Source organism: Cedecea sp. FDAARGOS_727, from assembly GCF_012273235.1.
Taxonomy (GTDB): Bacteria; Pseudomonadota; Gammaproteobacteria; order Enterobacterales; family Enterobacteriaceae; genus Cedecea; species Cedecea davisae.
This window is the reverse complement of the sequence record NZ_CP050966.1, coordinates 1,711,067-1,736,616: the sequence shown is the minus strand read 5'-3', so window position 1 is coordinate 1,736,616 and position 25,550 is coordinate 1,711,067. Positions and strand designations below refer to the sequence as shown.

21 protein-coding genes are annotated in these 25,550 nt (G+C 55.6%); 10 read left to right on the top strand and 11 right to left on the bottom strand.

What is annotated here, in order from left to right:
• Positions 1 to 231: 231 nt before the first annotated feature.
• Positions 232 to 471, top strand: coding sequence for a septal ring assembly protein ZapB (zapB, locus tag FOC35_RS08345; protein WP_016538926.1), 240 nt, complete (start codon positions 232 to 234; stop codon positions 469 to 471).
• A 64-nt stretch (positions 472 to 535) separates the two neighbouring features.
• On the opposite strand, the gene rraA is transcribed toward zapB, so the two are convergent.
• The 7 genes from rraA to priA all read right to left on the bottom strand — a co-directional run bounded on the left by rraA (position 536) and on the right by priA (position 8,605).
• Complete coding sequence (rraA, locus tag FOC35_RS08340; protein ID WP_008457535.1) at positions 536 to 1,021, bottom strand: ribonuclease E activity regulator RraA; 486 nt, start codon at positions 1,019 to 1,021, stop codon at positions 536 to 538.
• A 95-nt stretch (positions 1,022 to 1,116) separates the two neighbouring features.
• A complete protein-coding gene (menA, locus tag FOC35_RS08335; protein ID WP_172568652.1) occupies positions 1,117 to 2,043 on the bottom strand; it encodes a 1,4-dihydroxy-2-naphthoate polyprenyltransferase in 927 nt (308 codons plus the stop codon).
• 78 nt (positions 2,044 to 2,121) lie between these two features.
• Positions 2,122 to 3,456: an HslU--HslV peptidase ATPase subunit gene (gene hslU, locus FOC35_RS08330; RefSeq protein WP_016538928.1), complete on the bottom strand. Its 1,335-nt coding sequence runs from the start codon at positions 3,454 to 3,456 to the stop codon at positions 2,122 to 2,124.
• A 9-nt stretch (positions 3,457 to 3,465) separates the two neighbouring features.
• A complete protein-coding gene (gene hslV, locus FOC35_RS08325; RefSeq protein WP_039899013.1) occupies positions 3,466 to 3,996 on the bottom strand; it encodes an ATP-dependent protease subunit HslV in 531 nt (176 codons plus the stop codon).
• 89 nt (positions 3,997 to 4,085) lie between these two features.
• Complete coding sequence (gene ftsN / locus FOC35_RS08320; protein ID WP_172568651.1) at positions 4,086 to 5,135, bottom strand: cell division protein FtsN; 1,050 nt, start codon at positions 5,133 to 5,135, stop codon at positions 4,086 to 4,088.
• A gap of 88 nt (positions 5,136 to 5,223) precedes the next feature.
• Complete coding sequence (gene cytR, locus FOC35_RS08315; protein ID WP_016538931.1) at positions 5,224 to 6,258, bottom strand: DNA-binding transcriptional regulator CytR; 1,035 nt, start codon at positions 6,256 to 6,258, stop codon at positions 5,224 to 5,226.
• 148 nt (positions 6,259 to 6,406) lie between these two features.
• Complete coding sequence (gene priA / locus FOC35_RS08310; protein ID WP_172568650.1) at positions 6,407 to 8,605, bottom strand: primosomal protein N'; 2,199 nt, start codon at positions 8,603 to 8,605, stop codon at positions 6,407 to 6,409.
• 206 nt (positions 8,606 to 8,811) lie between these two features.
• Here priA and rpmE point away from each other — a divergent pair, with 206 nt between their 5' ends.
• Positions 8,812 to 9,027: a 50S ribosomal protein L31 gene (gene rpmE, locus FOC35_RS08305; RefSeq protein ID WP_016538934.1), complete on the top strand. Its 216-nt coding sequence runs from the start codon at positions 8,812 to 8,814 to the stop codon at positions 9,025 to 9,027.
• A 106-nt stretch (positions 9,028 to 9,133) separates the two neighbouring features.
• Here rpmE and metJ read toward each other — a convergent pair whose 3' ends face one another.
• Positions 9,134 to 9,451: a met regulon transcriptional regulator MetJ gene (gene metJ, locus FOC35_RS08300; RefSeq protein WP_008457553.1), complete on the bottom strand. Its 318-nt coding sequence runs from the start codon at positions 9,449 to 9,451 to the stop codon at positions 9,134 to 9,136.
• A gap of 275 nt (positions 9,452 to 9,726) precedes the next feature.
• Here metJ and metB point away from each other — a divergent pair, with 275 nt between their 5' ends.
• The 3 genes from metB to metF all read left to right on the top strand — a co-directional run bounded on the left by metB (position 9,727) and on the right by metF (position 14,446).
• Positions 9,727 to 10,887: a cystathionine gamma-synthase gene (gene metB / locus FOC35_RS08295; RefSeq protein ID WP_172568649.1), complete on the top strand. Its 1,161-nt coding sequence runs from the start codon at positions 9,727 to 9,729 to the stop codon at positions 10,885 to 10,887.
• 2 nt (positions 10,888 to 10,889) lie between these two features.
• Positions 10,890 to 13,322: a bifunctional aspartate kinase/homoserine dehydrogenase II gene (locus tag FOC35_RS08290; protein WP_016538936.1), complete on the top strand. Its 2,433-nt coding sequence runs from the start codon at positions 10,890 to 10,892 to the stop codon at positions 13,320 to 13,322.
• A gap of 233 nt (positions 13,323 to 13,555) precedes the next feature.
• Positions 13,556 to 14,446 carry a methylenetetrahydrofolate reductase gene (metF, locus tag FOC35_RS08285; RefSeq protein WP_016538937.1) on the top strand — a complete coding sequence of 297 codons (891 nt, stop codon included), beginning with the start codon at positions 13,556 to 13,558 and terminating at the stop codon, positions 14,444 to 14,446.
• Between the two features lie 64 nt (positions 14,447 to 14,510).
• On the opposite strand, the gene FOC35_RS08280 is transcribed toward metF, so the two are convergent.
• The 3 genes from FOC35_RS08280 to argE all read right to left on the bottom strand — a co-directional run bounded on the left by FOC35_RS08280 (position 14,511) and on the right by argE (position 20,614).
• Positions 14,511 to 16,244, bottom strand: a complete 1,734-nt coding sequence (locus tag FOC35_RS08280) for a phosphoethanolamine transferase CptA (RefSeq protein ID WP_172568648.1) — start codon at positions 16,242 to 16,244, stop codon at positions 14,511 to 14,513.
• 332 nt (positions 16,245 to 16,576) lie between these two features.
• Complete coding sequence (gene ppc / locus FOC35_RS08275; protein ID WP_172568647.1) at positions 16,577 to 19,228, bottom strand: phosphoenolpyruvate carboxylase; 2,652 nt, start codon at positions 19,226 to 19,228, stop codon at positions 16,577 to 16,579.
• Between the two features lie 234 nt (positions 19,229 to 19,462).
• Positions 19,463 to 20,614, bottom strand: coding sequence for an acetylornithine deacetylase (gene argE, locus FOC35_RS08270; RefSeq protein ID WP_039899019.1), 1,152 nt, complete (start codon positions 20,612 to 20,614; stop codon positions 19,463 to 19,465).
• A gap of 48 nt (positions 20,615 to 20,662) precedes the next feature.
• On the opposite strand from argE, the gene FOC35_RS22880 reads away from it, so the two are divergent.
• The 5 genes from FOC35_RS22880 (at position 20,663) to argH (ending at position 25,294) form a co-directional block, all read left to right on the top strand.
• Entirely contained in the window at positions 20,663 to 20,788 is a 126-nt protein-coding gene (locus tag FOC35_RS22880) for a hypothetical protein (RefSeq protein WP_256380167.1), read from the top strand.
• 9 nt (positions 20,789 to 20,797) lie between these two features.
• Entirely contained in the window at positions 20,798 to 21,802 is a 1,005-nt protein-coding gene (gene argC, locus FOC35_RS08265) for an N-acetyl-gamma-glutamyl-phosphate reductase (protein WP_172568646.1), read from the top strand.
• A 16-nt stretch (positions 21,803 to 21,818) separates the two neighbouring features.
• A complete protein-coding gene (argB, locus tag FOC35_RS08260) occupies positions 21,819 to 22,595 on the top strand; it encodes an acetylglutamate kinase (protein WP_172568645.1) in 777 nt (258 codons plus the stop codon).
• Between the two features lie 30 nt (positions 22,596 to 22,625).
• A complete protein-coding gene (locus tag FOC35_RS08255) occupies positions 22,626 to 23,843 on the top strand; it encodes an argininosuccinate synthase (protein ID WP_172568644.1) in 1,218 nt (405 codons plus the stop codon).
• Positions 23,844 to 23,920: 77 nt separating this feature from the next.
• Positions 23,921 to 25,294 (top strand): argininosuccinate lyase, encoded by a 1,374-nt coding sequence (gene argH / locus FOC35_RS08250; RefSeq protein ID WP_039899024.1) that lies wholly within the window; start codon positions 23,921 to 23,923, stop codon positions 25,292 to 25,294.
• Positions 25,295 to 25,550: the final 256 nt, after the last annotated feature.

The following is a 25,550-nucleotide window of genomic DNA, read 5'->3' as shown; positions in this document are numbered from 1 at the left end:
GTGAGCACAACGATTTTTTTAACAATTCAGGCTAGCAACCCGGCCATGCTTTCGGCATAGACTGAAAAACGTCATGTTACGCAAAGAGCGCCGTAAGCCGCTGGACACGGGCATCCGCGCTACTTACAATCGAGTTACGCTACGTGTGCGCATACGTTCATAAAGGCGTCGCCGAAGAATCGGGACGAGGATAGCCATCCATCTACGCCTTGCAATTCAGGAGAGTTCGAAATGTCATTTGAAGTGTTTGAGAAACTGGAAGCAAAAGTTCAGCAGGCGGTTGACACGATTACGCTGTTACAGATGGAAATCGAAGAGCTGAAAGAGAAAAATAACAGCCTGGCTCAGGAAGTACAGCAGGCGCAGAGCAATCAGGAAGAGCTGGTGCGTGAAAACGGCAGCCTGAAAGAACAACAGCACGTCTGGCAGGAGCGTTTGCACGCGCTGCTGGGCAAAATGGAAGAAGTGTAATTACTCCCTGCGGGTAAAAAAGAACGGGCGCCTCAGGCGCCCGTTTTGCTATGCATCAGCTGGACTATTCGATATCCAGCGGATCTTCGGAGAGAATAATTCCGGTGTTGTCGGCATACAGATGGTCGCCGGAGAAGAAGGTTACGCCGCCGAAATTAACGCGTACGTCACTCTCGCCGATGCCTTCGCCAGCGGAACCCGCCGGAATAGCCGCAATGGCCTGAATGCCAATATCCAGCTCTTCAAGGTCGTCCACCTGGCGTACCGCGCCGTAAACCACAATGCCTTCCCACTCGTTTTGCAGGGCAAGGCGAGCCAGTTCAGCATCGATCAGCGCGCGACGTACTGAACCGCCGCCGTCTACCAGCAATACGCGTCCACGGCCATTCTCTTCGAGCAGATCGTACAGCAACCCGTTGTCCTCGAAACATTTCACCGTGATGATTTGCCCACCGAATGACGAGCGGCCACCAAAATTGGAGAACAACGGCTCAACGACGTTGACCTCTTCCTGGTAGATGTCACAAAGCTCAGAAGTATCGTATTTCATAGGATTAAGGTTCTTTTGCTGCAGGAGCTGTCAGTATATCGCGTTCTGTTAACTGTTGGCAAAATCATCAATTGTTAATTGATATTTGTCAGTCATCAGCCAAAGGTGCTTAGCACCACGCCAAGCGCGAACAGCAGGTTAGTCAGCAGCGCCGCTTTGACGGTACGTTCCAGCATCGGGCGCATTGCAACGGGTTCCCGCTCGCGCAGCACGTAGGCGACTTGTTTTATCAGCAGCGGTGCCGCCAGCACAAACAGCCAGCCCCACAGGCTTTTGAGCCAGATGAGGTTAAACAATGCGAGGCAGACCAGCGCGCCAACCAGCAGGCAGGCATGGTAGCGGCGGGCGATAACCGGACCAAGGCGAACCGCCAGCGTGTTTTTACCGTTCTCACGGTCGCTGTCGATATCGCGCAGGTTATTAATATTCAGCACCGCCGTTGCCAGCAGGCCGCACGCGGTTGCGGGCAGAATAACTAAAGGTGCCAGCGAATGAGCCTGCAAATACCAGGTCCCGGCCACGCTAATCCAGCCGAAGAATACCAGCACTGAAATATCCCCCAGGCCCATATAGCCATAAGGGCGGGTGCCAACGGTATAGCTGATGGCGGCAACGATAGACAGCACGCCGAGCAGCAAGAAGCCCATAAAATCAGCAAAGGTGTTGCAGGCAAGCGCCACCAGAGACAGACCGGAGAGGCAAATAAGCACCACCGTTATCACCAGCGCGCGTTTCATCTGGGCCTGGGTAATCACTCCTTTCTGCATGCCGCGCAGCGGCCCGATGCGGTCTTCGGTGTCGCTACCCTTAACGGCATCGCCATAGTCGTTGGCGAGGTTTGACAGAATTTGCAGCAGCCCGGCGGTTAACAATGCCAGCAGCGCAACGGCGGGATCGAATACGCCCTGCCACCAGGTCAGCGCAGAGCCACAGACTATTGAGGCAAATGCCAGAGGCAGCGTGCGTGGGCGCAGGCTTTCCAGCCAGGCCTGGGTGACACTAATAGGTTGCGAATTGCTCATAGTTTTGGTTGCCAGTTTAGATAAAAAAATGGAGGGCATAAGCCCTCCATTTCAAATGAAGAAAATGCGTTAGCCGGATTATAGGATAAAACGGCTCAGGTCTTCATCTGCAACCAACTCATCCAGATGCTTACCAACATATTCCGCATCAATCACGATAGACTGGCCGTTCAAATCGCTGGCGTCATAGGAGATATCTTCCATCAGGCGCTCAAGTACGGTGTGCAGACGGCGGGCACCGATATTTTCGGTAGACTCGTTCACCTGCCATGCGGCCTGGGCAATACGGCGAATACCGTCTTCGGTGAAGTCGATATTCACGCCTTCGGTCGCCATCAGCGCTTTGTACTGAACGGTCACGGAGGCATTTGGCTCGGTCAGGATGCGCTCAAAATCGTCAACCGTCAGCGCCTGCAGCTCTACGCGGATCGGCAGGCGACCCTGCAGCTCAGGGATCAAGTCTGACGGGCTGGCGACCTGGAATGCGCCGGAAGCGATAAACAGAATGTGGTCGGTTTTCACCATCCCGTGCTTGGTCGAAACGGTGCAGCCTTCCACCAGCGGCAGCAGGTCACGCTGTACGCCCTCGCGGGACACGTCCGGGCCAGAGCTGTTGCCGCCGCGCTTACAGATTTTGTCGATTTCGTCGATGAACACGATACCGTGCTGCTCAACCGCATCGATAGCGTCCTGCTTCAGCTCTTCCGGATTCACCAGCTTCGCGGCTTCTTCTTCCACCAGCAGCTTCAGTGCATCTTTGATTTTCAGCTTACGCGGCTTCTGCTTCTGGCCGCCGAGGTTCTGGAACATGGACTGCAACTGGCTGGTCATCTCTTCCATGCCCGGAGGAGCCATAATCTCTACGCCCATTGGCGCAGCGGCGAGATCGATTTCAATCTCTTTGTCATCCAGCTGGCCTTCGCGCAGCTTTTTACGGAACGACTGGCGTGCCGCAGACGGCTCTGGCTGGGTTTCGGATTGGCCCCAGTTATTCTTCGCCGGCGGGATCAGCACGTCGAGAATGCGTTCCTCGGCCATTTCTTCGGCACGATAACGGTTTTTCTCGATGGACTGCATGCGCACCATTTTTATGGCCGAATCGGTCAAATCACGGATGATAGAATCCACTTCTTTACCAACATAGCCAACTTCGGTGAACTTAGTCGCTTCAACTTTGATGAACGGCGCATTAGCCAGTTTTGCCAGGCGACGGGCGATTTCGGTTTTACCTACGCCGGTTGGGCCAATCATCAGAATATTTTTTGGAGTCACTTCGTGACGCAGCTCTTCATCAAGCTGCATACGGCGCCAGCGGTTACGCAGGGCGATTGCAACGGAACGTTTGGCGTTATCCTGGCCGATAATGTGTTTGTTCAGTTCGCTGACAATTTCGCGTGGGGTCATTTCAGACATGGGAGATCCTTACGCTTTAGACGGTAATTCTTCGATGGTATGGAAGTGGTTGGTATAAATGCAGATATCGCCTGCAATATCCAACGCCTTGACAGCGATATCGCGCGCGTTCATGTCGGTGTTTTCCAGCATGGCGCGGGCTGCGGCCTGGGCGTACGGGCCGCCGGAGCCGATAGCAATCAGGTCGTTTTCCGGCTGAACGACGTCGCCGTTGCCGGTGATAATCAGAGAGGCGTTTTCGTCGGCCACCGCCAGCAGCGCTTCGAGCTTGCGCAACATTCGGTCGGTACGCCAGTCTTTCGCCAGCTCAACGGCCGCTTTAACCAGATGGCCCTGGTGCATCTCAAGCTTACGTTCAAACAGCTCGAACAGCGTGAAGGCATCCGCCGTACCACCGGCAAAACCGGCGATCACTTTGTCGTTGTACAGGCGGCGGACTTTTTTGACGTTGCCCTTCATTACGGTGTTACCCAGTGTGGCCTGGCCATCACCGGCAATCACCACCTGGCCGTTACGGCGTACGCTTACTATTGTTGTCACGGGCAGACCCCTTTTGCATCAGCTAAACACGAGCCCTGCGCGTTACGCAGGGCCTAATGCCAATATAAATGGGGGGCAATTTTGGGGTTTCAACCCCCGGAAGCAAGACGAATGCAGCTGGTGTGGCCGGCCATCTTCAGGCGGTTGATAGTGATATCGGCATTATCTTTACCTTTGATTGGGCCAATCACTACGCGGTTCCAGCCGTTGTTGGTGGTAATGCGGGAGTCAAAGCCTTCAAACGCCAGCTGCGCACGAACGGTTTCCGCCTGCTCGCTGCCTTTGAATGAGCCGCACTGAACCATCCAGCGCTTCTCATCCTTCTTCTCCTGGGTCGCAGGAGCGGCCTGCTTCGCCACTTCCGGCTCGCGCGTTATTGGGGCGGCCTGCTGCGTCTCACGCTGGGCCGGTTTTGGCTGCTGAGGCGCTTTTTGCTGGCTGTGTGGCGGCGTTTGCAACAGATCCTGATAAGGCTGCTGATTGCTGCTGGCGGTGGCCTTCGGCTGTTGCTGCTGCACGGTACGCGGCTGTTGATAAGGCTGGGTAGTTTGCTGCGTGCTGCGTGGCTGCTGGTAAGGCTGCTCGGCTACGCGTTGCTGAACGCGCGGTTGCTGCTGTGTTTGCGTATTCCACTGCTGCTGTACCGGCTGAGTTTGCTGTATTTGCTGCTTTTGGCGCTGCAGCGTTTGCTGGCGCTGGGCAGGAGTTTGCTCGTTCCACGGCACTTCATTCAGCTGCGTTGGCTGCTGGCGCATATCCGCCTGCATCTGCTCAAGCAACTGACGTTGTTCGTTGGTTAACTGGCTCTGATTTTGCACTTCGCCACCGGCGGTCGGTTCCGTAGGCGTGCGCACGCCCGGCTGGCGGTTCTCCAGCTCTTTAATATAACGCCAGCGTTCTTCCGGTTTTGGCGGCAGGCCGTTTCCGGTCACTTTATGGCCGGGAAGCGTGTCGCTCTCTTCTTTTTTATGGTGAGTAATAAAGTAAAGGGCGCCGACGAAGGCCACCACGACAGCCGCCGCAATGGCTACCATTGTCGGAGAGACGGATGGCAGACTACGTTGCTTTTTGCGGGATGTACTTTTCTTGCGCCGCGTCCCTGCCGACTGCCCGCGGCTTACATAATCTCGTTGTGCCACTATCGTTTCGCTGTCTTTATTCGTTTATCAGTCCGCCATGTTACTTAAGGGGCGGGGCTTTGACCAGTTTATGGAGTCCTAAAACGGCTCATTTTCTGCTGCCGGGAGCAGCGGTGCTGCCGCGCTCAATAAGGTCACAGTCCAGCAGCCGGGATCCGCTGTTAACATCTTCGCCGTTCATGTTGTCCAGCAGTAGCAGCATAGCTTCCCTGCCTATATCGAAGCGGGGTTGTGCCACTGTGGTGAGGGGCGGGTCACAAAACTGCGATAGCGCGATATCGTCGAAGCCCATGATCGATAAATCTTCCGGTACTTTCAGGCCGCTACGCTTAGCCTGAGAAAGCGCGCCCAGCGCCATGACGTCGCTGTGGCAGAAAATGGCGGTCGGCGGTTCCGGGAGTTCAATTAGCTGCGCCAGTGCCGCGGCGCCCGCTTCAAAGGTGAAGTCGCCGCGCGCAATATAGTGAGGATCGACCACAAGCCCGTTGCGGCGCAGCGCCTGGACATAGCCCTGTAGGCGATAGTGGCACAGCGGCATCTCTTCCGGACCGGCAATGCAGGCGATGCGTTTGTGGCCCAGCTCCTGGAGGTAATAAACGGCGTTGAAGGCTGCGGTGAGGTTGTCGATATGCACCGTCGGTAATTCCAGCTCCGGGGCAAATTCGTTCGCCATTACCATCGGCGGCAGGTTGCGCTGCTCTTCCTTGCTGGCATCAAACGGCAGGCGGGATCCGAGCAGCAGCATGCCATCAATCTGTTTGGTGATAATCAGGTCGATAAAGGTTTTTTCTTGCTGATTCTGGTGGGCGCAGTCGCCAATCAGCACCAGATAACCCTGCGAAGCGGCGGTCACTTCAATGCCGCGTATGATTTCGCTAAAAAACGGATCGCAGATATCAGGCACGATGACGAGGATAGTGCGCGACTCACTGCGTTTGATACTGCGGCCTAAAGAGCTGGGCAAATAGCCCACTTCAATCGCCGCCTGCTCCACGCGGTTACGGGTGCTTTGAGAGACTTTATCAGGGTTCATTAAGGCGCGGGACACCGTCGCAGTAGACACTTTCGCCTGCACGGCCACATCTTTCATGGTGGCATTGGCCACCTGTTTCTTCGGCTTCACTTCTTCTCCTCACATGCACACCGCCGTCGTCAACGCATCCTGTGTATCTGACAGTCATCACATTCTTAGCAGAAGTTGGCTGTAAGCGGTTACAATTTTTTCACAAGAAATGTGATGAGCATTAGATTTTTCGATCCGCTTCTCATAACTAGCCGTCGATAGGGTCGACATCCAGCATCCATTTCACCTTGCGCGCCTCGGGCAGCGTATTAACCAAAGCCAGCGAGTGGCTAACCAGCTTTTGCAGGCGCGCTCGGGAAGGATGCTGGAGCAAAATTTGCCAGCGGAAACGGCCGCCGCGTTTAGCCTGCAACGACGGAACGGGTCCCATAATCCAGAGCTGTTCATCCCGCAGCGGGCTGGCTTCCAGCAGGTTGCGAAGCTGCTGTAAAAACAGCGGTGCCTGCTGGTTATTCTGATCCTCAGCGCGGATGAGCACATGGCTGGTGTACGGCGGTAAGAACACCGTCTTACGTTCGCCGAGCGCCTGGCTGGAGAAAGCGTCATAACCTTTTGTGAGCAGCGTTTGTAGCAGAGGGTGGTCGGGGTGATGCGTTTGCAGCAGCACCTCACCCTGTTTTCCCGCACGCCCGGCGCGGCCGGAAACCTGAACGTAAAGCTGAGCAAAACGCTCGGCGGCGCGGAAGTCAGCCGAAAACAGCGCTCCGTCTACGTCCAGCAACGCAACCAGCGTGACGTCAGGGAAGTGGTGCCCCTTGGCCAGCATCTGGGTGCCGATTAAGATACGCGCCCCGCCGCGATGCACTTCTGCAAGCTGCTGCTCGAGCGCCCCTTTGCGGCTGGTGGTATCGCGATCGATACGGGAGATCGGTACGTTCGGGAACAGCGGCTCAAGGCTATGCTCAAGCTGTTCCGTACCCATCCCCACGGGGACCAGGTTTGTTGAACCGCACTGAGGGCACTGGTGCGGAATGGCCCGCTGGCTATCGCAGTGGTGGCAGCGCAGATGCCGCTGCCCCTGGTGCAGCGTGTAATAGTGATCGCAGCGCGTGCATTCTGCTATCCACCCGCACTCATGGCACAGCAGCGCAGGAGCAAAGCCCCGGCGGTTAAGAAACAGAATCACCTGGTTGTCGGCGGCCAGGTGCTCACCTATCTTTTTGATCAGCGCCGGAGCCAGCCCTGATTTCAACTGCTGGCCTTTCAGGTCAACCACCTGCTGATGTGCAGGCCGCGCGTTCCCGGCTCGTTTGGTGAGCCGCAGCTGGCGATATTTCCCCAACTCGACGTTATGTAACGTTTCCAGCGCTGGGGTAGCAGAACCAAGGATGATGGGAATGTCTTCTGCGTGAGCGCGATAGACGGCGAGATCGCGAGCGTGATAGCGCCAGCCTTCCTGCTGCTTGTAGGAGCTGTCGTGCTCTTCATCGATAACGATAACGCCGAGGCGGCAGAAAGGGGTAAACAGCGAAGAGCGCGTACCAATAACGATTGCCGTCTCGCCGCTGCGTGCTTTCAGCCAGACGTTTAATCTTTCGCTGTCATTTAGCCCGGAATGCAGCACTTCAACCGGGGCGTTAAAACGCTCGCGGAAGCGGGCAATAGTTTGCGGCGTCAGGCCAATTTCGGGAACCAGAACCAGCGCCTGCTTGCCCTGGGCCAGCACGTTCTCCAGTACGCTAAGGTAAACCTCGGTTTTCCCCGAGCCGGTGATACCTGCCAGCAGCCAGGCGGAAAAATGGTCGGACTCGCTGTGGATGGCTCCAACGGCGGTGGCCTGCTCGGTATTCAGCCTTAAACGCTCTCCGGCAACGGAATAGTTTTTACGCCAGTCCTCTTCTTCCGGGGCCGCACTTTTCAGGTCGCACAGCCCTTTGGTCCGTAGCGCCTGCAGGCCGGGTTCGTTTATCTCCAGCTCGCCAATTTGATGCCGCCAGATGATATTGTGACGCAGCGCCGCCAGCGCCTGCTGCTGTTTGGGCGCACGTTTCAGGCTATTGAGATCGACTGCTTTTCCTTCTTCGGTCGCAAACCAATACCAGAGCGGAGCGTGGTGCGCGGGTTTGCCCTGGCGAAGCAATATCGGCAGAGCGTGAAACAGCACTTCGCCAATCGGGTGATGATAATACTCCGCCGACCACAGCAGAACGCGCCACAGAGAAGGGGTGAACAGCGAAACGCCGTCGAGTACATCGGCGACCGGCTTGAGCTTCTCAAGAGGAAGATCGCTGTTATCGCTGACGGCCATAACTATGCCGACAGCCTGGCGCTGCTTGCCAAATGGCACCTGCACGCGGCAGCCGACATTGACCTGCATGCCCGCGGGAAGCAGATAATCAAAGGTGCGGGCCAGAGGAACCGGCAGGGCGACATGGGCTACGGGCATGAAAGCGTCCAGGCTGAAAAAAATGACGTATTAGTGTACACTGTGTGCTTGCAAAAATGCGGATCAGTTTGCACCGGCAGGTTAATCTCTGTATGATTCGCCGCCTTTGATGCGCAGTTTTGGTATCGAAAAAACCTAATTATTAACATCGCGTGGTGTCTGGCGTTAGGGCTGGAAGAGCGACGCGGCCTTTACCGAGGTTTACCATGAAAAAAGATATCCATCCTAAATACGAAGAAATTACTGCAAACTGCTCTTGCGGTAACGTTATCAAAATCCGCTCTACCGCGGGTCACGACCTGAACCTGGACGTATGTGGCGAATGCCACCCGTTCTACACTGGTAAACAACGTGATGTTGCTACCGGCGGCCGTGTTGATCGCTTCAACAAGCGCTTCAGCGTACCAGGCGCGAAAAAATAAGTTTCGCGAGCTGGAAAGAGAAAGGCACCCAAGGGTGCCTTTTTTGTGCCCGCAATCCGGCAAACGGATAAAGAAAAGGCGCCTTTCGGCGCCTTAACCATCGAGCTTAATATTCCCACGTATCCGGATCGATACCCAGTTCACGCATAATGACCTTGGCATCTTCCGGGATCTCATCGCTGCGTTCTTTACGCAGGTCAGCATCGTTCGGCAGCGGCTGGCCGGTGAATGCGTGCAGAAAAGCTTCGCACAGCAGTTCACTGTTGGTCGCATGACGCAGGTTATTCACCTGGCGACGAGTGCGCTCGTCGGTGAGGATCTTCAACACTTTCAGAGGAATGGAAACCGTAATTTTCTTTACTTGCTCACTCTTCTTACCGTGCTCAGCGTAGGGGCTGATATATTCGCCGCTCCATTCAGCCATGAGATACCTAATCCTCTTAATCTATGAAAATGTGCCAAAGCCGGGCATAACCGCGGCGCTGACGATTATCTCTTTTAGTGTACAGCGTAGGATAACCCTTTACCGAGCGCGAAACTCAGACACATACACTCTAAAACGCATAATTTTAACGGCTATTTGTCTTTTGCTCAATCTATACGCAAAGAGGTTTAGATGTCCAGATGTATTGACGTCTATATCGGGGTTGTTTACTCTGAGGCCTGACTTTTATTCGACCAGCAAGGATCGGGAACACCATGACGCGTAAACAGGCAACTATAGCAGTACGTAGCGGTTTGAATGATGACGAGCAGTACGGCTGCGTCGTTCCGCCTATCCATTTGTCCAGCACCTATAACTTCACCGGCTTCAACGAGCCGCGTGCCCATGACTATTCGCGCCGTGGCAACCCGACGCGTGATGTAGTGCAGCGCGCGCTGGCGGAACTGGAAGGTGGCGCGGGTGCGGTAATGACCAATACCGGCATGTCTGCGATTCACCTGGTGACGACGGTGTTCCTCAAGCCCGGCGATCTGCTGGTAGCGCCTCATGACTGCTATGGCGGCAGCTATCGCCTGTTTGATAGTCTTGCAAAACGTGGGGCTTATCGCGTTTTATTCGTCGATCAGGGTAACGAAGAAGCTTTAAAATCTGCGCTGGCGGAAAAACCCAGGCTGGTACTGGTAGAAAGTCCAAGTAATCCATTGTTGCGCGTCGTAGATATTGCGAAAATCTGCGCCGCCGCTCGCGAAGCGGGTGCGGTTAGCGTGGTGGATAACACGTTCCTGAGTCCGGCGCTGCAAAATCCGCTGGAGCTGGGTGCCGACCTGGTGCTGCATTCCTGCACCAAATACCTTAACGGCCACTCGGATGTGGTTGCTGGCGTAGTGATTGCGAAGGATCCTGAAACCGTCACCGAACTGGCATGGTGGGCGAATAATATCGGCGTAACCGGTAGCGCGTTTGACAGCTATTTGCTGCTGCGCGGCCTGCGTACCCTGTCGCCGCGTATGGAAGTGGCCCAGCGTAACGCCCAGGCGATTGTTGAGTTCCTTAAGCAGCAGCCGCTGGTGAAAAAGCTGTATCATCCTTCCCTGCCGGAAAACCAGGGCCACGAGATTGCCGCTCGCCAGCAAAAAGGCTTTGGGGCGATGCTGAGTTTTGAACTGGACGGCGATGAGCAAACGCTACGTCGTTTCCTGAGCGGCCTGTCGCTGTTTACCCTGGCGGAATCGCTGGGGGGCGTTGAGAGCCTGATTTCTCACGCCGCAACCATGACCCATGCGGGCATGGCTCCGGAGGCGCGTGCCGCCGCCGGTATTTCTGAGACGCTGCTACGTGTTTCAACGGGTATAGAAGATAGTGAAGATTTAATTGCCGATCTGGAAAATGCCTTCCGGGTCGCTGCCGAGGGGTAAGCATGAGTGTTTCAGCACCAGCAGGGACGCCGGTTCGTCAACTGCACAAGTTTGGTGGCAGCAGTCTCGCCGATGTGAAGTGTTACCTGCGCGTGGCGGGTATCATGACCGAGTATTCCAGACCGGGTGACATGATGGTGGTTTCGGCCGCCGGTAGTACTACTAACCAGTTGATTAACTGGCTCAAATTGAGCCAGAGCGACAGGCTTTCCGCCCATCAGGTTCAGCAGACGCTGCGTCGCTATCAGAGCGACCTTATCGGCGGACTGCTGCCGCCGGATATTGCCGACGGCCTGATTAGCGATTTTGTCCACGATCTGGAGCGCCTCGCTGGCCTGCTGGATGGCAAAATGACCGATGCGGTCTACGCCGAAGTGGTTGGGCACGGCGAAGTCTGGTCTGCACGCCTGATGTCGGCGGTGTTGAATTTACAAGGCGTAGAAGCCGCATGGCTGGATGCGCGCGATTTTATGCGTGCCGAGCGTGCTGCGCAGCCGCAGGTCGATGAAGGGCGCTCCTGGCCGCTGCTGCAAAACCTGCTTGCCCAGCATCCGAATAAACGCCTGGTGGTTACCGGCTTTATCTGTAGCAACGAAGCCGGTGAAACCGTGCTGTTGGGCCGTAACGGCTCCGACTATTCCGCCACGCAAATTGGCGCGCTGGCCGGGGTTTCCCGCGTGACCATCTGGAGCGACGTAGCCGGCGTTTACAGCGCGGATCCGCGCAAAGTGAAAGATGCCTGCCTGCTGCCGCTGCTGCGCCTTGACGAAGCCAGCGAGCTGGCTCGCCTTGCCGCTCCGGTGCTGCATGCCCGTACTTTGCAGCCGGTCTCCGGCAGCGATATCGATCTTCAATTGCGCTGCAGTTATTCCCCGGAACAGGGTTCCACACGCATTGAGCGTGTACTCGCTTCCGGTACCGGCGCACGTATTGTTACCAGCCACGACGACGTTTGCCTGATTGAGTACCAGGTACCGTCGCATCAGGATTTCAAGCTGGCGCAAAAAGAGCTGGATCTGATTCTAAAACGCGCTCAGGTGCGGCCGCTCTCTATTGGCGTGCATCCTGACCGTAACCTGCTCCAGCTTTGCTATACCTCGGAAGTAGCCGGAAGTGCGCTGCACATTCTGCAGGATGCGGCTTTACAGGGCGAACTGCGTCTGCGGGAAGGGCTGGCGCTGGTAGCGATGGTCGGGGCAGGTGTTTGCCGCAATCCGCTGCACAGCCACCGTTTCTGGCAGCAGTTAAAAGATCATCCGGTGGAGTTTATCTGGCAGTCCGAAGACGGCATCAGCCTGGTTGCGGTGCTGCGGGTTGGCCCGACCGAAAGCCTGATTCAGGGGCTGCACAAGTCGCTGTTCCGCGCCGAGAAGCGCATTGGCCTGATGCTGTTCGGAAAAGGTAACATCGGCTCCCGCTGGCTTGAGCTGTTTGCCCGCGAGCAGGAAATCCTCTCCGCGAGGACCGGCTTTGAATTTGTGCTGGCCGGGGTCGTGGACAGCAGCCGCAGCCTGCTGAATTATGAAGGGCTGGATGCCAGCCGCGCGCTGGCGTTCTTTAACGACGAGGCCGTTGAGCAGGATGAAGAATCACTGTTCCTGTGGATGCGCGCCCACCCTTATGACGATTTAGTGGTGCTGGACGTGACCGCCAGCGAGCAGCTTGCGGATCAGTATCTTGATTTCGCCAGCCACGGTTTCCATGTGATCAGCGCCAATAAGCTGGCCGGGGCAGGGAATGGCCATAAGTATCGCCAGATTCGTGATGCGTTTGAGAAAACGGGGCGTCACTGGCTGTACAACGCGACGGTAGGTGCAGGCCTGCCGGTTAACCACACGGTGCGTGACCTGCGCGACAGCGGTGACGCGATTCTTGCCATCAGCGGTATTTTCTCCGGCACGCTCTCCTGGCTGTTCCTGCAATTCGATGGCACGGTTCCGTTTACCGAGCTGGTGGATCAGGCTTGGCAGCAGGGGCTGACCGAGCCGGATCCGCGAGTTGATCTGTCCGGTAAAGATGTGATGCGTAAGCTGGTGATCCTTGCCCGTGAAGCGGGTTACGACATTGAGCCGGATCAGGTGCGCGTGGAGTCTTTAGTGCCTGCGGGTTGTGAAGGTGGCTCCATCGATCATTTCTTTGAAAACGGCGACGAGCTGAACGACCAGATGGTGCAGCGCCTGGAAGCGGCTCAGGAAATGGGGCTGGTGCTCCGCTATGTGGCGCGGTTCGATGCGAACGGCAAAGCGCGCGTTGGCGTTGAGGCTGTGCGCCCTGAGCATCCTTTGGCCGCTCTGCTGCCGTGCGATAACGTATTCGCCATCGAAAGCCGCTGGTATCGCGATAATCCGCTGGTTATCCGCGGGCCTGGCGCAGGCCGTGATGTGACGGCAGGCGCTATTCAGTCTGATTTAAACCGACTGGCGCAACTGCTGTAGCTATTTTGGCCCTCTTCTTCCGGGAGAGGGCCAGTTATCCTCCATTTTCGCTTCACACCTTCTCCCCGTCCTGAAAAAAATTCATCTTGAGTGAGAATTCCTCCACTCCCAGTAATGATATTTCTGTTGACGCCTTTGTTCTTTTCGGTCATCTTTCTATCTGGACGTCTAAACGTCTGGGTGGCAGTAGGCATAAAAACACACGATAACGATGCGATTGAAGAGGTAAGGGTATGAGCTTTTTTCACGCCAACCAGCGGGAAGCGCTGAACCAGAGTCTGGCCGAAGTGGCCGGGCAGATTAACGTTTCTTTTGAGTTTTTCCCGCCGCGTACCAGTGAAATGGAGCAGACTCTGTGGCGCTCAATTGACCGTCTTAGCAGCCTGAAGCCCAAATTTGTTTCCGTTACCTACGGCGCGAACTCCGGCGAGCGAGACCGCACCCACAGCATCATTAAAGGCATTAAAGAACGTACCGGCCTGGAAGCGGCACCGCATCTGACCTGCGTGGATGCTACTCGCGATGAGCTGCAAACCATTGCGAAGGACTACTGGGACAACGGCATTCGCCATATTGTTGCCCTGCGCGGCGACCTGCCCCCCGGCAGCGGCAAACCGGAGCTCTATGCCACCGATCTTGTGGCCTTGCTGAAGGACGTGGGCGACTTTGATATCTCCGTTGCCGCCTATCCTGAAGTGCACCCGGAAGCCAAAAGCGCCCAGTCAGACTTGTTGAATCTGAAGCGCAAAATCGAAGCCGGTGCTAACCGGGCGATTACCCAGTTCTTCTTTGATGTTGAAAGCTACCTGCGTTTTCGCGACCGCAGCGTGGCTGCCGGGATTGACGTCGAAATTATTCCTGGCATCCTGCCGGTGTCTAACTTCAGGCAGGCGAAGAAATTTGCCGACATGACTAACGTGAGAATTCCGGCGTGGATGGCGCAGATGTTTGAAGGGCTGGATAATGACGCGGAAACTCGCCAGCTGGTCGGCGCGAATATCGCAATGGATATGGTGAAGATCCTGAGCCGCGAGGGCGTGAAGGACTTCCACTTCTACACCCTGAACCGCGCGGAAATGAGTTACGCTATTTGCCACACGCTCGGCGTTCGCCCCGCGCTTTGAGTGCAGTTCCAAAATAAAAAGCCCCGCTAATTAGCGGGGCTTTGTGTTTATATCGGCGAAATCATTACTGATTGCCAACCTCATTGCCGTAAGGCAGCGTGTCGTAATCTTTCAACGCACCCTTTTCATACGGGTTGCCAATCCAGCGGGTTGCTTCAACAAACTGCGGGCTGGTTATTGAGCGAGTCTCATCATAGCCGTCGTAGGTTAAGCCAGCCAAATCAGACCAGGTATGAATAAGCTGTGAGCTGCTGTATTTGCGGTTCACGTCAGCGGAGAAATCGCGCGGATGCGTCTGCTGCCAGGTCGGCGATGTCCAGACGATAAACGGCACGGTGTACATATGGCGCGTTGGGTTGCTTTCATTACGCCCCTGGGTCTGGTGAGGCGTGGTGTCGTAAACCTCTTCCCCGTGGTCGGAGAAATAGAGCATAAAGCCGTTAGGATCGCTGGCCTTAAAGTCTTTTATCAGGGTAGCAACCACATGGTCATTAAACAGATTGGCGTTGTCGTAGCTGTTATACGCTTCCTGCTGATCTTTGCTTAACCCTGCCGGTAAATCGTCGGTTTTGCCGTCAAATTTGTTCCAGTTTTCCGGGTAGCGGAAATCGTAGCGGATATGGGTTCCCAGCAAATGCACGACGATGAATTTCTTCGGCGCCGGGTCGGCTAATACTTCTTTAAACGGTGCCAGCACGTTGGTGTCATATTCGCGTGCGCTCTGGGTGCGCTGCTGGTTCATGTAATATTGCTTGTCGGTCTGCTTTGAGAACACCGCCAGCATGGTGTTGCGCTCGGTCATCGTCTGCTGGTTGGTTATCCAGAAGGTTTTATACCCGGCCTGCTTCATCATGTTCATTAGCGACGGTTTGGTCAGGTAGAGGTCCGGATTTTTTTCGTCCGCGAACGTCAGCGCCTGCTGAAGAATTTCAATGGTGTAAGGACGCGAAGTCACTACGTCATTGAAGACGGTCATCTGCGGGTCGGTTTTATGTAACTCATCCAGCTCAGGCGTGGTCTGGCGATGATAGCCGTACAGGCTCATACGGCCGCGCTGCGTGGACTCGCCAATGACCAGAACCAGCGTGCGCGGCTCGTTGCCGGAAGCGTCTTTCATGTTTGCCAGCGGCGGCAGCGCATTGTTGGTGCTGAGCAGGCTGTTCAGGCTGTCCAGTTGCTGGCGATATTCGGTATAAGCCACGATGAACTGCCACGGTGCCGCAGGCTCCAGACGGTAGGAGATGCTGGAGAAAGCATCGGCCAGGCTGCTCTTTTTGATAAGCCACTCTTTGCCGACCGGGTTGAGGATCAGGCCGAACAGGATCGCGAAGGAAACCAGCCAGCGCCATGGGTTTGGAATATAGACCGGGCGCAGGCGAGTCCACAGCAGTATCGCCACCAGGGTGTAGGCAAGCGTGATGAGCAGCAATTTCAGGCTGAAATACTGGCTGAGGTATTCGCTGGCTTCATTGGCGTTGGTTTCAAACATTACAAACAGAACGCTTTGCGAAAACTCCTGCCCGTAAACCACATAGTAGCCCAGCGCGGCAATTGAGGCCGCCCATAAGACGACACCGATAACGGCGGCAATAATCTTGGTGCGCTGTGGGAAAAGAAATACAGGAATAAACCACAGGGAGCTGAACAGCAGGGAATCACGTAAGCCGGTCGTACCGCTGTATCCCGTGGCTAAAATGGCAACCTGAAGAACCGAAGAGAAGTACCAAAAATAGAGCAAAACCCATCCAAGGGCTTTTAAACTGAACTTTCGTTCAGAATGATTCTGTGTGAAGTGCATACTCTTGCCTGTGCTATAAAATAATCATTAACCGTAATGAGAAAACCTTAAGTAAGCCTTAGTTATGGACGCTACGGTGGCTTGTAATCACGAAAAAAGCCACCCATGAATGGGTGACTTTTGCGCACAATATAGAAAATGTGTCGGAACAATGACAGCGGAATTTAAGGCTCGTTCCACTGCGATTTACGGTGGCGATATTTTTGAGTGTTTATTGCCGTTTTATTTAAGAAGAATAAGAAGTTAAGGTAAATGAAATAATGATGAGCCTTTTAATTAGCCTGCAATAAAAAACCCCGCCGAAGCGGGGTTTGGGTGTGGCGCAAAAACAATTAACCGGTATTACGCATCCCGGCGGCTACGCCAGCGATGGTCACCATCAGCGCCTGCTCAACGCGCGCATCCGGTTCTTCACCTTTCTCTTCGGACTGGCGCGAACGATGCAACAGCTCGGCTTGCAGAACGTTAAGCGGGTCGGTGTAGATATTACGCAGGGTAATCGACTCGGCAATCCACGGTAAATCGGCCATCAGATGCGAGTCGTTGGCGATATCCAGCACCACTTTGATATCGGCTTCCAGCTGGTCGCGAAGCTGTTTGCCCAGGGCCCACAGTTCTGGCTTCACCAGACGCTGATCGTAATATTCCGCCAGCCACAGGTCGGCTTTTGCGAAGACCATTTCCAGCATGCCCAGGCGAGTGGAGAAGAACGGCCAGTCGCGGCACATGGCTTCAAGCTCATCCTGCTTACCATCTTCCACGACTTTTTGCAGCGCGGCGCCCGCGCCCAGCCAGGCCGGAAGCATCAGGCGGTTTTGCGTCCAGGCGAAGATCCACGGGATCGCACGCAGTGATTCTACGCCGCCGTTTGGACGGCGTTTGGCCGGGCGTGAACCCAGCGGGAGCTTACCTAATTCCAGCTCCGGCGTAGCGGAGCGGAAGTATGGAACGAAGTCTTTGTTTTCGCGGATATAGCCGCGATACATTTCGCACGACGTTGCTGAGAGCGACTCCATAATATGGATCCACTCTTTCTTCGGCTCCGGCGGCGGCAGCAGGTTCGCTTCAAGTATTGCGCTGGTATACAGCGACAGGCTGCTGATGGTGATTTCCGGCAGGCCGTATTTAAAGCGGATCATCTCGCCTTGTTCGGTTACACGCAGGCCGCCTTTCAGGCTTCCCGGCGGCTGGGAAAGCAGCGCGGCATGAGCCGGAGCGCCGCCACGGCCGATGGAGCCGCCACGACCGTGGAACAGCGTCAGGGCAATGCCGGCCTTCTCGCAGGTTTTAATCAGGGCATCCTGCGCTTCGTACTGCGCCCAGGATGCGGCCATTACGCCCGCGTCTTTTGCCGAGTCAGAATAGCCAATCATGACCATCTGTTTGCCCTGGATAAAGCCGCGATACCAGTCGATGTTCAGCAACTGGGTCATTACATCGTCGGCGTTGTTCAGGTCGTCGAGGGTTTCAAACAGCGGGGCAACCGGCAGGGCGAAGGTACAGCCAGCTTCTTTCAACAGAAGGTGAACGGCCAGCACGTCGGACGGCGTTTTGGCCATTGAAATCACATACGCTGCGATGGAGCCGCGAGGGGCTTCAGCCACCACTTTACAGGTGTCCAGCACTTCACGGGTGTCTTCGCTTGGTTCCCACTGGCGCGGCAGAAGCGGGCGCTTGGAGTTCAGTTCGCGGATCAGGAATGCTTGTTTATCGGCTTCAGACCAGCTTTCGTAGTCGCCAATGCCGAGATAGCGGGTCATTTCACCCAGCGCCTCGCTGTGGCGGGTGCTTTCCTGGCGGATATCAATACGCACCAGCGGCACGCCGAAGCATTTCACGCGGCGCAGCGTATCCAGCAGTTGGCCGTTGGCGATAATGCCCATGCCGCAGGCCTGCAGGGATTGGTAGCAGGCGTAGAGCGGGTCCCACAGCTGCTCGTTCTGGATCAGCAAACCTTCCGGCTTCGGCAGGCGCTGGCCTTTCAGGCGCGCTTCGAGCCAGGCCTGGGTGGCCAGCAGCTGCTGACGCAGGCCTTTCATGATGTGGCGGTAAGGTTCCTGCCCGGCGTCCGGCCCTGCCAGCTCGCTCAGTTCGTCGGTGCATTCCACCATCGAAAGTTCGGAAACCAGTACGGCGATATCACGCAGGAACAGATCGGTTGCTTTCCAGCGGCTAAGCAGCAGCACATGGCGCGTGATTTCTGAGGTGACGTTCGGGTTGCCGTCGCGGTCACCGCCCATCCAGGATGTGAAGCGCACCGGTACGAAATCCACCGGCAGCTTGTAGTTCAGGTTCTCTTCGAGCTGTTCGTTTAGCTCGCGCAGGTAGTTTGGCACCCCTTCCCAGAGGCTATTTTCCACCACCGCAAAGCCCCATTTGGCTTCGTCCACCGGTGAAGGGCGATGCTTACGAATCTCATCGGTATGCCAGGCCTGGGCAACCAGCTGGCGCAGGCGGCGCATGATTTGGTTGCGTTCGTAGTCCGCGAGGTCGCTGTGGTCGAGCTGCTTGAGACAGCTATTAACCTCAACCAGCTTGTGAATCAGGGTACGGCGGGTAATTTCCGTCGGGTGGGCTGTCAGAACCAGCTCAAGAGAGAGAGACTCAACGGCTTCGCGGATGTCGGCTTCGCTGATATCGGGCTGGTTCTTTAATTTTTGCAGCGTCTTAGCGATAACTTCCGGGTTGCTTGCTGCTTCACCCGTCGCGGAGATGCTGTGGTATTGCTCTGCGGTGTTGGCGAGATTAAGAAACTGGCTAAAGGCGCGGGCGACGGGCAGCAGTTCATCATTTGAGAGGTTCTGCAGCGTGCTCAGCAGCTCCTGACGATTCGCTTCATTACCGGCGCGGGAGGACTTGGATAACTTACGGATAGTTTCAACGCGGTCGAGAATATTCTCTCCCAGCGCATCTTTGATAGTATCTCCGAGCAGTTTACCGAGCATGCTGACATTACTTCGCAAAGCAGAATAGCGTTCGTTCATATGACTCCAGCCCAATCTAATATGTAACTTAATTTCACCCGTGAAGGTTCAACACCGCCTTTTATAAAGCCACGTCGCTACCCATTCGTCAATTGCTACGAAATCGTTTCAGCAAACGAAGAAATGACGCGAATTTATGAAATTTAATTACCAACTTCGCTCATAAGCATTTCTTATAAGAATAGCGGTAAAACCAGATAAAAAGGGGGTAAAAACCCCCTTTCCCGCTATTTATCAATGCCAGCAAAAATGATGAACCACCTGGGTAATTAATTTTCTGGTCGGCTCAATAAAGCGTGTTTCGATGTATTCATCCGGCTGATGCGCCTGGTTGATGGAGCCGGGGCCGAGGACAAGCGTCGGGCAGACGGTCTGGATAAACGGCGCTTCGGTGCAGTAATTCACCACTTCGGTCTGCGCGCCCAGCAGTTTTTCGACGACCTGAACTAAATGATGATCCTGAGGGCATTCGTAGCCGGGGATCGGCGGATGCAGTTCGGAAATCGTCAGGCGGCCCGGCCAGCGCTGGCTTACCGGCTCTAATGCTTCGCTCAGCAGACCGTTAAGGTCGTTTAATGTCATTCCCGGCAGCGGGCGAATGTCCATATGCAGGTCACAGCAGGCACAAATACGGTTGGCCGCGTCTCCGCCGCTGATATGGCCGAGGTTGAGGGTCGGATATGGCACGGTGAACGCATCGTGGTGATAGCGATCCTTGAGCGTATTTCTCAGCGTCAGGATGTGGCCAATGGCGTCATGCATCAGTTCGATGGCGTTTACACCGCGAGCCGGGTCGCTGGAGTGGCCGGACTGGCCAAGAATGCGGATGGCATTAGATATATGGCCTTTGTGCGCGCGAACCGGCTGCAAGGAGGTTGGCTCGCCAATAATTGCGCAGTCCGGGCGCAGGGCGGTGGTTTCAGAGAAGTAGCGTGCGCCCGCCATGGTGGTTTCTTCATCGGCGGTTGCCAGCACGTAGAGCGGCTTTTTCAGGGTTGTCACATCCACGTCGCGCAGCGCATCCAGAATAAAGGCGAAGAAGCCCTTCATGTCCGCGGTGCCCAGACCGTAAAGCTTATTGTCGTGTTCGGTCAGGCTAAACGGGTCGCGCGTCCAGCGGCCGTCATCAAACGGAACGGTATCCGTATGCCCCGCCAGCAGCAGGCCACCGGCGCCCTGGCCGGTACTCGCCAGCATATTAAATTTATTGCGCGTGCCGGGAACGGGCTGGATTTCGACGCTAAAACCGAGGTCGCGGAACCAACCTGCCAGTAAATTGATTAAAGACTCATTGCTCTGATCCAGCGCGCTATCGGTGGCGCTGATGGAGGGAGTCGCGATCAGAGCGCGGTAGATCTCGATAAAAGGCGGTAATTTCATCTTCACTGTTGACAGGCCTTAGGTTAGGATAGTATCAATATTCATGCAGTAATTATGAATAAAAATACAGTAACGTTGAGCGTAAAGGAACAGTTAAGCGTTCCGGTGAATAAAACCACGCTTGCGGACGTGGGTGAAAGCTTCTGGCTGCACCCTGAATTGACCGACCAGACAAGGTGAACGACCCCGATGTTGAATACGCTGATTGTGGGTGCCAGCGGTTATGCAGGCGCAGAGCTTGTGAGCTACTTGAATCGCCATCCTGATATGAACATAACCGCTTTGACGGTTTCAGCGCAAAGTGCAGATGCAGGAAAATTGTTATCTGATTTGCACCCGCAATTAAAGGGCATCGTTGATTTGCCGCTGCAGCCGATGTCCGACATCAGCGAGTTTAGCAAAGGGGTGGACGTGGTGTTTCTCGCCACCGCTCACGAAGTCAGCCACGACCTGGCGCCGCAGTTCCTCGCGGCGGGCTGCGTGGTTATCGACCTCTCCGGCGCGTTTCGTGTTAACGACGCCGAGTTTTATCAGCGCTATTACGGTTTCACTCATCAGCATCCTGAGCTGCTGGAACAGGCGGCATATGGCCTGGCCGAGTGGGAAAACGAAAAGATTAAGCAGAGCAAGCTGATTGCGGTGCCGGGCTGCTACCCAACGGCGTCACAGCTGGCGTTAAAACCGCTTATCGATGCAGGCCTGTTGGAGTTGAGCCAGTGGCCGGTTATCAATGCGACCAGCGGCGTCAGCGGCGCGGGCCGTAAAGCGGCAATAGCTAACAGCTTCTGCGAAGTTAGCCTGCAGCCGTACGGCATCTTTAATCACCGGCACCAGCCGGAAATTGCTGCTCATCTCGGGGCGCAGGTTATCTTTACTCCGCATCTGGGCAACTTCCCGCGCGGCATTCTGGTGACGATTACCTGCCGCCTGAAGCCCGGCGTAAGCCAGCAGCAGATTGCCGATGCTTTTACTCAAGCCTACGGAGATAAACCGCTGGTACGCCTTTACGAAAAGGGCGTTCCGGCGCTGAAAAACGTCGTTGGCCTGCCGTTCTGCGATATCGGCTTTGCCGTGCAGGATGAGCATCTGATTGTGGTCGCAACCGAGGATAACCTCCTTAAAGGTGCCGCGGCCCAGGCAGTACAGTGCCTGAATATTCGTTTTGGCTTCGCCGAAACGCAGTCTCTTATTTAACCGTCGGTCGGGTGAAATGATGAATCCTTTAATTATCAAATTAGGCGGCGTTCTGCTGGATAGCGAAGAGGCGCTGGAGCGCCTGTTTACCGCGCTGGTGAATTACCGTCAGGCGCATCAACGCCCGCTGGTTATCGTCCACGGCGGTGGCTGCCTGGTAGACGAGCTGATGAAAAAGCTGGCGCTGCCTGTAGAGAAGAAAAACGGCCTGCGCGTTACCCCGGCTGACCAGATAGACATTATCACCGGCGCTCTGGCCGGTACGGCCAACAAGACGCTGCTGGCGTGGGCGAAGAAGCACGGCATTAACGGTGTTGGGCTTAGCCTGGGTGACGGCGATAGCGTAACGGTGACTCAGCTTGATGAAGCATTAGGGCACGTAGGGCTGGCTAAGGCGGGTTCGCCAAAACTTATCAACACGCTGCTGGAAGGCGGCTTCCTGCCGATTGTTAGCTCTATCGGCGTGACCGCAGAAGGCGAGCTGATGAACGTTAACGCCGACCAGGCTGCGACGGCACTGGCGGCCACGTTGGGCGCAGACCTGATCCTGCTGTCTGATGTAAGCGGCATTCTTGACGGCAAAGGCCAGCGCATCGCCGAGATGACCGCCGCCAAAGCCGAGCAGCTGATTCAGCAGGGCATTATTACCGACGGCATGATAGTGAAAGTAAACGCGGCACTGGATGCGGCCCGCACCCTGGGACGCCCGGTTGATATCGCCTCCTGGCGTCACGCGGATCAGCTACCCTCTTTATTCAACGGCGTGGCTATCGGCACCCGGATTCTGGCATAGACAAAGAATAGATTTAACAAGGACAAGACAATGCAAAATCACGGCATCAAAAAAATCGTTCTCGCATACTCTGGCGGCCTCGACACTTCAGCCATCATTCCATGGCTTAAAGAAAACTACGGCGGCTGCGACGTTGTCGCCTGCGTAGTGGACATCGGCCAGGATCGTGAAGATCTGAAAGGCGTTGAGCAGAAGGCGCTGCGCTCCGGCGCTTCCGAGTGCTACGTGGTGGATGCGCGTGAAGAGTTCATCAGCGACTATGTTTATCCGGTATTGCAGACCGGTGCGCTGTATGAGGGAAGCTACCTGCTGGGCACTTCTATGGCTCGCCCGCTGATCGCCAGGGTGCTGGTGGATGTGGCAAACAAAGTCGGTGCTGATGCGCTGTGCCACGGCGCGACCGGCAAAGGTAATGACCAGGTACGTTTTGAGTCAACATGGGCGGCGCTGGCTCCGCACCTGAAAGTAGTAGCACCGTGGCGTGAGTGGAACCTGCGTTCCCGTGAAGCGCTGCTCGACTACCTGAAAGAGCGTGATATTCCGACCACCGCGTCGCTGGAAAAAATCTACAGCCGTGACGAGAATGCGTGGCATATCTCCACCGAAGGCGGCGTGCTGGAAAGCCCGTGGAATGCCCCGAACAAAGATTGCTGGGTGTGGACCGTTGACCCGCAGGAAGCCCCGGACCAGGCCGAGCAGGTGAGCGTTACCGTCAAGCAGGGCAAAGTTGTTGCCGTTAACGGCGAAGCTATGAGCCCGTTCAAGTGCCTGGAAGCGCTGAATGCTATCGGTTCTAAACACGGTATTGGCCGTATCGATATCGTAGAAAACCGCCTGGTGGGGATTAAATCCCGCGGCTGCTATGAAACCCCAGGGGGCACTATCATGATGGCCGCTCTGCGCGGCGTTGAGCAGCTGGTGCTGGATCGTGATTCCTTCAAATGGCGTGAGCAGTTGGGCCTGGAAATGTCCTACGTGGTGTACGATGGCCGCTGGTTTGCGCCGCTGCGTAAATCTCTGCAGGCTTCTGCCGAGTCGCTGGCGGAAGAGGTGAATGGCGAAGTTGTGCTTCAGCTGTACAAAGGCCAGGTGACTGCGGTTCAGAAAAAATCTCAGAACAGCCTCTACAGCGAAGAGTTCGCTACCTTTGGCGAAGATGAAGTATACGATCACAGCCACGCTGGCGGCTTTATCCGCCTGTTCTCGCTCTCTTCACGTATCCGTGCGCTGAACGAACTTAAGAAGTAATTTTTTACCCTCACTCTTTCCCCGTATGGGGAGAGGGTGAGGGGCAATGAACATCAATAATGTAATGGAGCATGACTATGGCACTTTGGGGTGGGCGTTTTACTCAGGCAGCAGACCAGCGGTTTAAGCAGTTCAATGACTCTTTACGCTTTGACTACCGCCTGGCTGAGCAAGACATCGTAGGTTCCGTCGCCTGGTCCAAAGCGTTGGTCACCGTGGGCGTGCTGACTGCGGCTGAGCAAGTTCAGCTTGAGCAGGCGCTGAACGTGCTGCTGGAAGAAGTGCAGTCCAATCCGCAGGTTATTCTCGAGAGCGATGCGGAAGATATTCATAGCTGGGTGGAAGGCAAGCTTATCGACAAGGTGGGCGCGCTGGGTAAAAAACTCCACACCGGCCGCAGCCGCAACGACCAGGTCGCGACCGACCTGAAGCTGTGGTGCAAAATGCAAATTAGCGAACTGCTGGCGGCAACTCGCCATCTGCAGCAGGCGCTGGTGGAAACTGCCGACGCAAACCAGGATGCCGTAATGCCGGGCTATACGCACCTGCAACGCGCGCAGCCGGTAACGTTTGCCCACTGGTGCCTGGCATACGTTGAGATGCTGGCGCGTGATGAAAGCCGCCTGCAAAGTACTCTGACCCGGCTCGACGTTAGCCCGCTGGGCAGCGGCGCGCTGGCGGGAACGGCCTATGAGATTGACCGCGAGCAGCTGGCCGGTTGGTTAGGTTTTGCTTCTGCGACCCGCAATAGCCTCGATAGCGTTTCCGACCGCGATCATGTTCTGGAGCTGCTGTCTGATGCTTCTATCGGCATGGTTCACCTGTCCCGTTTTGCAGAAGATCTTATTTTCTTCAACACCGGGGAAGCCGGTTTTGTTGAGCTGTCTGACCGCGTGACTTCCGGTTCTTCACTGATGCCGCAGAAGAAAAACCCGGATGCTCTGGAGCTTATCCGCGGCAAATGTGGCCGCGTGCAGGGCGCATTGACCGGCATGATGATGACCCTGAAAGGTCTGCCGCTGGCGTATAACAAAGATATGCAGGAAGACAAAGAAGGCCTGTTCGACGCGCTCGACACCTGGCTCGATTGCCTGCATATGTCGGTACTGGTGCTGGACGGCATTCAGGTGAAGCGCCCGCGTTGCAAAGAAGCCGCAGAGCAAGGCTATGCCAATGCGACGGAACTGGCTGATTACCTGGTTGCTAAAGGCGTGCCGTTCCGTGAAGCTCACCATATCGTGGGTGAAGCGGTGGTTGAGGCCATTAAGCAGGGGAAAGCGCTGGAAGCTCTGACGCTGGCTGATTTACAGAAATTCAGCCCGGTAATTAGCGACGATGTTTATCCGATTCTGTCGCTTCAGTCGTGCCTGGATAAGCGAGCTGCAAAAGGCGGCGTTTCGCCGACTCAGGTTGCTCTGGCGATTGCCGAGGCTAAACAGCGTCTGGTGTAAGTTCCTTTCAAATCTCCCTTCAGATTTTGAACAAAAAAAAGCGGACATAATGTCCGCTAAAAGTTCACGTTGGCTTTAATAATTCGTCAGGTTCAGAGAACAGAGAGTCTCTGCAACAGGTGCTTCGTTTCCGGGTAAGGTAGAGTGAAGCACCTGCTGTTGCTGGCTATTATTCATCAACATCGCTTGATAGGGATAATCGTTCGTTGCTATGCTATCTATCGCCATGAACTATCGTGGCGCAGGAGGATGGATA